The organism is Bradyrhizobium sp., assembly GCF_049798375.1.
GTDB lineage: Bacteria > Pseudomonadota > Alphaproteobacteria > Rhizobiales > Xanthobacteraceae > Bradyrhizobium.
Map to the genome: position 1 here is coordinate 1 of NZ_JBARGP010000513.1, position 10,608 is coordinate 10,608.

Here is a 10,608-nt window from a genome sequence, read left to right on the forward strand (position 1 = left end):
GCCTCGGTCTGCGCATCGGCCCGCGCGAGTGCCGGCGAGCGCAACAGCAGGACGCCGCAGCCGGCGATCAGCAGGATCAGCACGCCATAGCCGGCGGTCCAGATCAGGTTCTGCATGTGCAGCGTAAACAGCGGCTCGATCAGGAACGGATAGGACAGCAGCGCCAGGAAGCTGCCGATGTTGGAGGACGCGTAGAGGAAATACGGATCGGGCGCCGCCGGATGCCCCGTGCGCACGAACCAGGCCTGCAGCAGCGGATTGTTGGCGGCGAGCGCGAAGAACGGCAATCCGATCGAGACCGCGAACAGACCGAGCAGCCAGAACGCATTGCCCGAGCTCGGCGGCTCGCCCCACCCGCTCGCGATCGCCAGCGGCAGCGTCAGAAAGGCGGCGACCAGCAGCAGCAGATGCACCACAACCGCCACGATGCGGTTGCGGATCTGCATCAGAAGATGTGCGTAGGCGTAGCCTGCGAGCAGCAGTGCCTGGAAGAACACCATCGCCACCGACCACACCGCCGGCGAGCCGCCGAGCCGCGGCAGCACCATCTTGGTGAACAGCGGCTCGACCGAGAACAGCAACAGCGCGCTGACGAAGATCGCGGCGGTATAGACCGCGAGAACCAGCCCGTTGCGGGCAGCGGACGGCTGGTCGATGGCGACAGGCGAGGCGACAGAGGTCATGGGAGCTCCGGCAGAGGTGCGCCAGAGGGCCACAGGACCATATGGCAGCGTGGCGGGCAAGACATGGCAGTCAAGACGTGGCAGTCAAGACATGGCAGTCAAGGCTTGGGACGGAAACGCGGCAGCAAGATCACTTGACGAGTCCCCGATCCCGCGCGACAGCAGATTAATCAACTGATCTTGAAGCGCATATGAACGAGACTGACGTCGTCATCATCGGTGCCGGACACAACGGCCTCACCTGCGCGGCCTACCTCGCGCGCGCCGGCCTGCGTGTGCATGTGGTCGAGCGGCGCCAGGTGGTCGGCGGCGCGGCCGTCACCGAGGAGTTTCACCCCGGATTCCGCAACTCGGTGGCCGCCTACACCGTCAGCCTGCTCAATCCGCGCGTCATCGCCGACCTCGGGCTGCACGATCACGGGCTCAGAATCGTCGAGCGGCGCGCGCAGAATTTCCTCCCCGCGCCGGACGGCCGCTATCTCCTCACCGGCGAAGGCCGCACGCAGGCCTCGGTGGCCAAGCTCAGCGCCCGTGATGCCGCGGCGTGGGGACCGTTCGTGCAGCGGCTGGAGGCGATCGCCGATGTGCTGCGGGATTTCGTGCTGCGCGCGCCGCCGAACCTGGTCGAGAGTTTTGGTGCCGGCGCCATCCGCGAAGCCTTCAATGCGCTCGGCAGCGCCAATCGGTTGCGCGCGCTGTCGCTGGAGCAGCAGCGCGACCTGCTCGATCTGTTCACGCGCTCGGCCGGCGAGATGCTGGAGGACGTGTTCGAGAACGATCTCGTCAAGGCGCTGTTCGGCTTCGATGCCATCGTCGGCAATTATGCCAGCCCTTATGCCGCGGGCTCAGCCTATGTGATGCTGCATCACGCCTTCGGCGAGGTGAATGGCAAGAAGGGCGTGTGGGGCCACGCGATCGGCGGCATGGGCGCGATCACACAGGCGCTGGCGCACGCCGCGCGCGAGCACGGCGCGCAGATCGATCTCGATGCGCCGGTGCGCGAAGTGATCGTGGAGCGCGACCGCGCGGTCGGCGTGGTGCTCGAAGATGGCCGCAGTATCCGCGCCAAATCTGTCGTGGCCAACGTCAACCCGAAGCTGCTCTATACGCGCCTGGTGCCGTCAGAGGCCCTGCCGGCCGCCTTCCTCGCCCGTATCAGGAACTGGCGCTGCGGCTCCGGCACCTTCCGCATGAACGTGGCACTGAGCGCCCTGCCCTCCTTCACCGCGCTGCCCGGTGCGGGCGATCATCTTTCGGCCGGCATCATCCTCGCACCCGATCTCGGCTACATGGACCGCGCATATCTCGATGCGCGCGCCCATGGCTGGAGCCGCGCGCCGGTGGTGGAGCTGCTGATCCCCTCCACGCTCGACGACAGCCTGGCGCCGCCCGGCCAGCACGTCGCCAGCCTGTTCTGCCAACACGTCGCGCCCGAGCTGCCGGACGGGCGTTCCTGGGACGATCATCGCGAGGAGGTCGCCGACCTCATGATCACAACGGTCGATCGCTACGCGCCGGGCTTCGCTTCGGTCGTATTAGGACGGCAGGTCCTCTCCCCGCTCGACCTCGAACGGCAGTTCGGCCTGCTTGGTGGCGATATCTTCCATGGCGCGCTGACCCTGAATCAATTGTTCTCGGCCCGGCCGATGCTCGGCCATGCCGATTACCGCTCGCCCGTGAGGGGCCTCTACCATTGCGGCTCCGGCAGCCATCCCGGCGGCGGCGTCACCGGCGCCCCCGGCCACAATGCGGCGCAGGCGATCTTGTCAGATCGGCGCTCGCTATTCGCCTGAGGACAGGGTGTGGAGAAGCCTGGGGAGAGGCCGTGGATCGCCTGAGGACAAGGTTGTGATTACCGGCGGAAAAGGCTGTTCAACGGCTGGGGATAGAGCGATGGAGAGCGTTGGTATAACCGGTGGACAAAGCTGTCGCGGCCTGTGAATCCGATGTGCATGGCGCTTGCAGGGCTTGCGCACAAAAAAGCACCGGGCGCGTACGCCCAGTGCTGAGAACGCCTTAAAGAAATGATTTTCGATTACTTCAGAGAACTGTTGATCGAATCGAACTTGCCGCTGAGGGTGGTACCAAGTCCGTTGACGGCTGCGATGATCGCCAGCGAGATGCCGGCCGCGATCAGGCCGTACTCGATGGCGGTGGCGCCCGATTCATCGCGCACGAACTTCTTGACCAGTGCCTTCATAGCCTTTGCCTCGTTTCCCGTTTTTCCTGGACCGGCGGATAATCCCCGGTTCCGGCGAGAACTTACTGTTCCAACCTCTAAAGTTGATTAAACGGGCGCACGGCAACTTGTCCGATATTGTACCGAAAATGCTGTTCGATTTTGAGCGGTCGAAGGCCGGGCGCAGGCGGATGCAGTCCGCTGCCGCCGGATGACCGGAATCGGTTCCGCACCCTTGCCTTGACGCGCAAAAGGCTTAACCACACCGCAACTCTATCCGGATTGTCCATGACCTCCACGCTCACTCCCGCGACCCACCGCGCGAGCTTCACGCTCGCCGACGAGATCACGGCCCGTCAGGCCGTCGACGTCCTCACCGAGGTGTTCTTCGAGGGCGATGCGGCAGTGGCCGCTTTCGAACGTCCGGACGGACGCTGGGACGTGACCGTGCATTTCGCCGACGCACCTGATGAGGCACTGGTGCGCGAGCTCGTCGGCGGCGCCGCGGGCCCTGCGGTCGCCGAAGCCGTCAGTTTCGACCTCGTGGAGGCCAAGGACTGGGTCAAGGCCAGCTTGGACGATCTGGTGCCGGTTCCGGCCGGCCGCTTCGTCGTGCATGGCAGCCACGATCGTGCCAGGGTCCCCACCAACAAGCTCGGCATCGAGATCGAGGCGGCGCTGGCGTTCGGCACCGGCCATCACGGCACCACGCGCGGCTGCCTGCTGCTGCTCGACCACGTGCTGAAATCGCGCCGGCCACGCCGCGTGCTCGATCTCGGCACCGGCACCGGCGTGCTGGGAATTGCCGCGGCCAAGGCGCTGCACCGGCCGCTTCTGGCAAGTGACATCGACCTGCCGTCGGTCCGGGTTGCACGCGAGAACGCCGCAATCAATAGCGTCGGCCCGCTGGTGCGGATTATCAGCGCCACCGGCTTTGCCGCTCCGGATTTCGCGCATGACGGCCCGTTCGACCTGGTATTGGCGAACATCCTCGCCAATCCGTTGCGGCAGCTTGCAGGGCCGATGCGGCAGCACCTCGCGCCGAAGGCGCACGTCATCCTGTCAGGGTTGCTGACGCCGCAGGCGCGCGGCGTGACCGCAGCCTATCGGGCGCGCGGGCTGGTGCCGGTGAAGCACATCAGGATCGAGGGATGGTGCGGCCTGCTGCTGCGTCGCGCCGGCTGACACGCGCAGCCTCCTGCGTGATCGCTGCTATTCAGTTTGATGATGTCGGCGATGCGGGGGAGTTATTTGGACGGCGTGGAGTTCGGCGTCTCGGATGACGGGATAGGCTGGCTGCGCCGGGCGCGCGCCCCGGAAAAACGATGCAGAAGCTGACCGAGCGCACCGCGTTGCTTCTCGGCCGGCGCTGCAGGCGGTCCATCTTCCGCAGGGGCAGATAATTTTTCGAAGGTAAAAGCAGGCATCGTGCGTCCCCTCGCCGTCGAGTTGAGGCACTCCTAACGAACGCCAAACCAAACCGGTCATTCGACCTTGGTATAACGCCCCGACGTCTCCCCACCGCATCCTGTTAGATGACCGGCGTAAGACAGCAAAACGTTTTGCACTGCCGAATGCAAGGAGAATCTTTGTGCTGCGCACACTCGTCATGCAGGGGCGGATTGCGAATGCGGACGGTGGCTCCTAGAGTACCGGCACGATGTTCGAAGCACACTTCCAGACATTCGAAGACCCCGAAGCCGGCGTTGCGCTCACCGCGCGCCTTTCTGCTTTCCGCGACGAGCTGACACGGCGTCGGCTGACCGGCTTTGTGGTGCCGCGCGCCGACCAGCAGCAGAACGAATATGTGCCGCCATCCGATGAGCGGCTGGCGTGGCTGACCGGCTTTACCGGCTCGGCTGGCCTGGCGATCGTGCTGGCGCAGGACGCCGCTGTATTCGTCGACGGCCGCTACACGCTGCAGGCCGAGAAGCAGGTCGATACCAAGGCCTGGACGGTGCAGTCGCTGGTCGAGCCGCCGCCGGAGAGCTGGTTGACTGCGCACCTCAAGGCCGGCGACCGGATCGGCTTCGATCCCTGGCTGCACACGACGGCGGCGGCCGAGCGGCTGGCAGCCGCCTGCGGCAAAGCCGGCGCGGAGCTGATCGCGGTCGACAGCAATCCGCTGGACGCAGTCTGGACCGAGCGGCCGCAGCCGCCGATCGCGCCGGTCTCGATCCATGGCCCCGAGCTGTCCGGCGAAAGCGAGGCCGACAAGCTCGGCCGCATCCGCCAGGAGATCGAGCGGCTCGGCGTCGAGGCGCTGGTGCTGTCCGATTCCCACAACGTCGCCTGGAGCTTCAATATCCGCGGCGCCGACGTCTCTCACACGCCGCTGCCGCTGTCCTATGCGCTGGTGCCGAAGAGCGGCCGGCCGACCATCTTCATCGACCATCGCAAGCTCACAAACCTGACCCGCGACCATCTCGAGCAGTCCGCCGAGGTCGCGGAGCCGGACGCACTGGCGGCGCGGCTGACCAGCCTGGCGCAATCGGGCGCTGCGATCGGGCTCGATAGCGCGACGGCTGCCGACGCGCTGACCCGGCTGATCCAGCATGCCGGCGGCAAGCCGGTGCGGGCGGCCGATCCGGTCAGCCTGCTGAAGGCGGCCAAGAACGCGACCGAGATCGAAGGGGCACGGCGTGCCCATCAGCGCGATGCGGTGGCCCTGGCGCGCTTCCTCGCCTTCATCGACCGCGAGGCGCCGAAGGGCACGCTGACCGAGATCGATGCCGTCGAGGCGCTGGAGACGTTTCGCCGCGACACCGGCGCGCTGAAGGACGTGTCGTTCCCGACCATCTCCGGCACCGGGCCGAACGGCGCCATCGTGCATTATCGCGTCAGTCGCAAGAGCAATCGCCGCATCATGCCGGGCGACCTGCTGCTGATCGATTCCGGTGCGCAATATCAGGACGGCACCACCGACGTCACTCGCACCATCGCGATCGGCCGACCGACCGACGAGATGCGCGACCGCTTCACCCGCGTGCTGCGCGGCCATCTCGCGATTGCGCGCGCGGTATTTCCGGATGGCGCCAGCGGCGCGCAGCTCGACTCTTTCGCACGGCAGTTCCTCTGGCAGGTCGGCCTCGATTTCGAGCACGGCACCGGCCACGGCGTTGGCAGCTATCTGTCGGTGCATGAGGGGCCGGCGCGGATCTCCAAGCTCGGCACCGCGCCGCTCAAGCGCGGCATGATCCTGTCCAACGAGCCCGGCTACTACAAGACCGACGCCTATGGCATCCGGATCGAGAATCTCGAACTGGTGGTGGCGAAGGAGATCGCTGATAGCACGAAGCCGATGAACGGTTTCGAGGCGCTGACCCTGGCGCCGATCGACCGCCGGCTGATCGATGTCGCCATGCTGAGCGCCGACGAGCGCGCCTGGCTCGATGCCTACCACGCGCGGGTCAAGGCCGCCGTGCGCGGCGCGCTCGACGAGGCCGACCAGCGCTGGCTCGATCAGGCGACGGCGGCGTTGTAGCGTTTGGTTATTGGATGACGCGCGCATTCCGTAGCCCGGGTGAGCGATAGCGACACCCGGGAGACTAACTCCCGTCGATCCCGGATATCGCTTCGCTCATCCGGGCTTCGCACGTCACCACACACCGTCATTCCGGGGCGAGGCCGAAGGCCTCGAACCCGGAATCTCGAAGTGAGAAGGCGCGCAAGCCAATTGCGAGATTCCGGGTTCGCGCCCCCTGGGCGCCGCCCCGGAATGACGAGCTTGTAGCTGCCGTCATTATCGGCAGCGTCTGCAGCTGCCCAACGACGTGTTATTATAACGGTCCCACAATCGGCATGGCCGCATGCCGAAACAGGCGTATTCGCGGCGCGCAAGGTCGGTACAGTCGGCCGCATCAGCAGACGATTTGAGCGCCCGCAGATGCACGGAATAATCCGCACGCCGCCGCCCGAGGCTGCAACCGAGCGCGGCGTTGCCCATCCGCGCATCATGCTGACCCTGCTCGTCGTGATGACGGGGCTGGCGCCGATCTCGCTCTATCTGCTGGTGCCGGCGTTGCCGATGCTCGCCACCACCTTCGGCACCGACGCGTCCGTGGTGCAGATGACGGTCTCGCTCTACATGGTCGGCATCGCCTGCTCGCAGATCCTGCTCGGGCCGTTGTCGGATCGTTTCGGCCGACGCCCGGTGATGCTTGGCGGCCTCGGCCTTGCCGTTATCGCGAGCTTCGGCTGCATTTACGCCGACAGCCTGCCGCAGCTGATCGTCGCGCGTTTCTTTCAGGCGCTCGGCGGCGCAAGCGGCATGGTAATCAGCCGCGCCATCATCCGCGATCTCTATCCGCGCGAGCGCATCGGCGCCATGATCAGCCTGGTCATCGCGGTCATGATGATCGCGCAGTTGCTGTCGCCTTTGACCGGCGGGCTGATCGAGACTGCGCTCGGTTGGCACGCGATCTTCTACGTCGTGGCCGCACTTGCGGTCGCGGTGGCGATCGGCGTCACCGTGGCGCTGCCGGAAACCCGCGCTGCGCGCGTTGCTGGCGCGAGCTTCCGCCGCGACGTCGTGGTGCTGGTGCGGAGCCGCGCCTTCGTCGGCTACGCGCTGTGCCAGGTGCTGGCCTCGCAGATCATCTTCGCCTTTGCCGGCGGCGGGCCCTACATCGTCGAGATCCAGATGAACCGCTCCTCGGCCGAATACGGCGCGTGGTTCGCCACCACCGGCTTCGCCTATTTCGTCGGCAATCTGTTCTGCGTGCGCTTCTCGCCGCGCACGTCCCTCGATCGCCTGATCTGGTTCGGGCTGGCGCTGCAGCTGATCGGCGCCTTGCTCAATTTGGGCTGGAGCATCTACGGGCTCAACCAGATTCCAGCGGTGCTATTTGGCACCCAGATGCTGGTGATGTTCGCCAACGCCGCGGTGATGGCCAATTCCGCGGCCGGCGCGCTCAGCATCCACCCGAGCGCGGCCGGCACGGCCTCCGGCGCGATGGGCTTCCTGCAGATGGGAATCGGCGCCTTGACCTCACAGCTCGGCGCCTGGCTCGGTGGGCATTTCGCCTCGACGCTGCCGCTGACGTCGGCCATCGCCGTGATGTCCCTCGCCTGCGTCTCGACGATGATCTTCCTGGTGCCGCGCCGAAAGACAGTGGTGAGCAAGGCGATGATCGCGGAAGCGGAGGAGGATGAGGCGGGCGTGATGTGAGGACGCCGTCGTCGTTGCGGACCTCGTCATCACCACGCAAACAGTCGTCATCCCCGCGGAGGCGGGGATCCAGTACGCCGCGGCCCCTCGGCTCTATAACGACTGATGATGGAATACTGGATCATCCGCCTTCGCGGATGATGAAAGCGGGGGTGTGAAGCCGCATCAGAGTGTGTGGCTACGACGGAGCAGGCAGAGTGTACAGGCCCTACTCCCCGATCAGCTTCAGCCACTCGTCCTCGGTGAAGACCTGCACGCCGTGCTTCTGCGCGTCCTTGAGCTTCGAGCCCGCCTTGGGGCCGGCAACGACATAATTCGTCTTCGCTGACACCGAGCCTGAGACTTTCGCCCCGAGCCGCTCGGCGGTGGCCTTGGCCTCGTCGCGGGTCATCTTCTCCAGCGTGCCGGTGAACACCACGGTCTTGCCGGCAATCGGGGAATTGCTTTTCGGCCGGGCCGCATCGACGATGGTGACCTCTTTGGTCAGCCGCTCGACGATGCCGCGGTTGTGGCTCTCGGCGAAATAGGCCGCGATCGCCTTGATCACGGTGTCGCCGATCTGGTCGAGCGCATCCATCTCGGCGATCGCCTCCTCGTCGCCCGCTGCGACTTTCAGGCAGGCCTCGTGGAACGCATCCCAGGAGCCGTAGCCGCGCGCCAGCGCCAGCGCCGTGGTCTCGCCGACATGGCGCATGCCGAGCGCATAGATGAAGCGCTCCAATGCGATCTCGCGGCGCGCCTCGATGGCGCCGAACAGATTGCGTACGGAAGTCTCGCCGTAACCTTCGATCTCTTCGAGCTTCAGCTTTGCATTGCGTTTCTGCAGCGTGAAGATGTCGGCGGGCTCCTTCACCCAACCCTCATCGAAAAAATACTGGATCTGCTTCTCGCCGAGGCCGTCGATGTCGAAGGCGCGGCGGGACACGAACAGCAGCAGATGCTGGATCTTCTGGTACGGACAGGCGAACTCGCCGCTGCAGCGCGCGCGCGAACTCTCCTCGCCGGTCGCGATCTCCTCGCGCACCACATCGGTGTGCAGCGGGCACGGACATTTCTTCGGGAAACGATATTCCTTGGCGTCCTTTGGCCGCTTGTCGACGATGACATCGACCACCTGCGGGATCACGTCGCCGGCGCGCTGCACCACGACGGTATCGCCGATCCTGATGTCGCGGCCCTCACGCAACTGCTCGCCCTTGCTGCCGACGCCCTTGATGTAGTCCTCGTTATGCAGGGTGACGTTCTGCACGATGACGCCGCCGACGCCGACCGGCTCCAGCTTGCCGACCGGCGTGAACGAGCCGGTGCGGCCGACCTGGATCTCGATGTCCTTGAGCACGGTCATGGCGCGCTCGGCCGGGAATTTATGCGCGATGGCCCAGCGCGGCGTACGCGACACGAAGCCCAGGCGGTCTTCCCAATCGATGCGATCGACCTTGTAGACGACGCCGTCGATGTCGTAGTCGAGCTCGGCGCGCTGTTCTTCGATGGCGTGATGGAAGGCGAGCAACTCGTCGACGGAATAACAGAGTTTTGTGAGCGGATTGGTCTTGAACCCGCAATGCTCGAACCATTTGATCATGCCGCTCTGCCGCTCTGCCGGCATCGCGCTCATCTCGCCCCAGGCATAGGCGAAGAAACCTAGCGGACGCGACGCCGTGATCGACGGATCCTTCTGGCGCAGCGAGCCCGCGGCCGAGTTGCGCGGATTGGCGAAGACCGTGCCGCCGTCGGCCTTCTGTCGCTCGTTCAGCGCCAGGAACGCGCGCTTGGTCATGTAGACCTCGCCGCGCACCTCGCAGATATCAGGGATGTTGCGCCCCCTGAGCTTTTGCGGCACGTCCGCGAGGGTGCGGATGTTGGCGGTGACGTCCTCGCCTTCAGCGCCGTCGCCGCGCGTCGCCGCGGTGACAAGCTCGCCGCCTTCGTAGCGCAGCGACATCGAGAGACCGTCGATCTTGGGCTCGGCGGAGAAATCGATCCGGTCGTCGGGCAGCTTGAGGAAGCGCACGATGCGGCCGGCGAAGTCGCGCACGTCCTCCTCGGCAAAGGCGTTGTCGAGCGACAGCATCGGCACCGCGTGCTGCACCTTCCTGAAACGGCCGGATGGCGCAGCGCCGACCTTCTGCGATGGCGAATCCGGGCTGACGAATTCGGGAAAGCGCGTCTCGATCGCGTTGAAGCGCTGGCGCAGCGCGTCGTATTCGGCGTCAGAAACGCTGGGCGCGTCATCCTGGTAGTAGCGCTTATCGTGCCCTTCGAGTTCCAGCGCCAAACGCTTCCACTCCACCTTGGCCTGCGCCTTGGTGAGATCGGCAACCTCGACTTGCTTCTTTGCTTTTGCTGCTCTGGCCATACGCGTTGAATACGACGAAGGCGGCACGGAAGGAAAGAGAGGCGAGCTGCGGCTAAGCCGCGGCCTTGAGCAAGCGGTCCGCCGCAGCGCGGGCCTCGGCGGTGATCTCGGCGCCGGCCAGCATGCGGGCGATCTCCTCGCGGCGGTGCTCGACGGCCAGCGTGTTGACGCGGGTGGCGACGCGCCTGCCCTTGTCGAGGGCCGTCTTGGAGATCAGGAG

6 protein-coding genes and 1 pseudogene are annotated in these 10,608 nt (G+C 65.7%); 4 read left to right on the forward strand and 3 right to left on the reverse strand.

Annotation, left to right across the window (positions count from 1 at the left end; genetic code table 11):
- A pseudogene (locus tag WA702_RS20860) lies at positions 1 to 683 on the reverse strand (class I SAM-dependent methyltransferase); the annotation flags it as partial.
- Between the two features lie 191 nt (positions 684 to 874).
- Between WA702_RS20860 and WA702_RS20865 the strand changes: the two are divergent.
- Positions 875 to 2,476, forward strand: a complete 1,602-nt coding sequence (locus WA702_RS20865) for a phytoene desaturase family protein (protein WP_425112443.1) — start codon at positions 875 to 877, stop codon at positions 2,474 to 2,476.
- A gap of 242 nt (positions 2,477 to 2,718) precedes the next feature.
- On the opposite strand, the gene WA702_RS20870 is transcribed toward WA702_RS20865, so the two are convergent.
- Complete coding sequence (locus WA702_RS20870; RefSeq protein WP_425112444.1) at positions 2,719 to 2,883, reverse strand: Flp family type IVb pilin; 165 nt, start codon at positions 2,881 to 2,883, stop codon at positions 2,719 to 2,721.
- 267 nt (positions 2,884 to 3,150) lie between these two features.
- Here WA702_RS20870 and WA702_RS20875 point away from each other — a divergent pair, with 267 nt between their 5' ends.
- The 3 genes from WA702_RS20875 (at position 3,151) to WA702_RS20885 (ending at position 8,032) form a co-directional block, all read left to right on the forward strand.
- On the forward strand, positions 3,151 to 4,047 hold the full coding sequence (locus tag WA702_RS20875; protein ID WP_425112445.1) for a 50S ribosomal protein L11 methyltransferase: 897 nt from the start codon (positions 3,151 to 3,153) through the stop codon (positions 4,045 to 4,047).
- A 475-nt stretch (positions 4,048 to 4,522) separates the two neighbouring features.
- The gene (locus WA702_RS20880; protein ID WP_425112446.1) at positions 4,523 to 6,346 is read left to right on the forward strand and encodes an aminopeptidase P family protein; all 1,824 of its coding nucleotides are present in this window, start codon (positions 4,523 to 4,525) and stop codon (positions 6,344 to 6,346) included.
- Between the two features lie 402 nt (positions 6,347 to 6,748).
- Positions 6,749 to 8,032, forward strand: coding sequence for a multidrug effflux MFS transporter (locus WA702_RS20885; protein WP_425112447.1), 1,284 nt, complete (start codon positions 6,749 to 6,751; stop codon positions 8,030 to 8,032).
- Positions 8,033 to 8,240: 208 nt separating this feature from the next.
- Here WA702_RS20885 and ligA read toward each other — a convergent pair whose 3' ends face one another.
- Complete coding sequence (ligA, locus tag WA702_RS20890) at positions 8,241 to 10,388, reverse strand: NAD-dependent DNA ligase LigA (protein WP_425112448.1); 2,148 nt, start codon at positions 10,386 to 10,388, stop codon at positions 8,241 to 8,243.
- Positions 10,389 to 10,608 lie beyond the last annotated feature (220 nt).

Excerpts from the sequence above, each read along its gene's own strand:
- WA702_RS20865 (WP_425112443.1), top strand. The coding sequence starts at position 875 with ATGAACGAGACTGACGTCGTCATCATCGGTGCCGGACACAACGGCCTC.
- WA702_RS20870 (WP_425112444.1), bottom strand. The coding sequence starts at position 2,883 with ATGAAGGCACTGGTCAAGAAGTTCGTGCGCGATGAATCGGGCGCCACC.
- WA702_RS20875 (WP_425112445.1), top strand. The coding sequence starts at position 3,151 with ATGACCTCCACGCTCACTCCCGCGACCCACCGCGCGAGCTTCACGCTC.
- WA702_RS20880 (WP_425112446.1), top strand. The coding sequence starts at position 4,523 with ATGTTCGAAGCACACTTCCAGACATTCGAAGACCCCGAAGCCGGCGTT.
- WA702_RS20885 (WP_425112447.1), top strand. The coding sequence starts at position 6,749 with ATGCACGGAATAATCCGCACGCCGCCGCCCGAGGCTGCAACCGAGCGC.
- ligA (WP_425112448.1), bottom strand. The coding sequence starts at position 10,388 with ATGGCCAGAGCAGCAAAAGCAAAGAAGCAAGTCGAGGTTGCCGATCTC.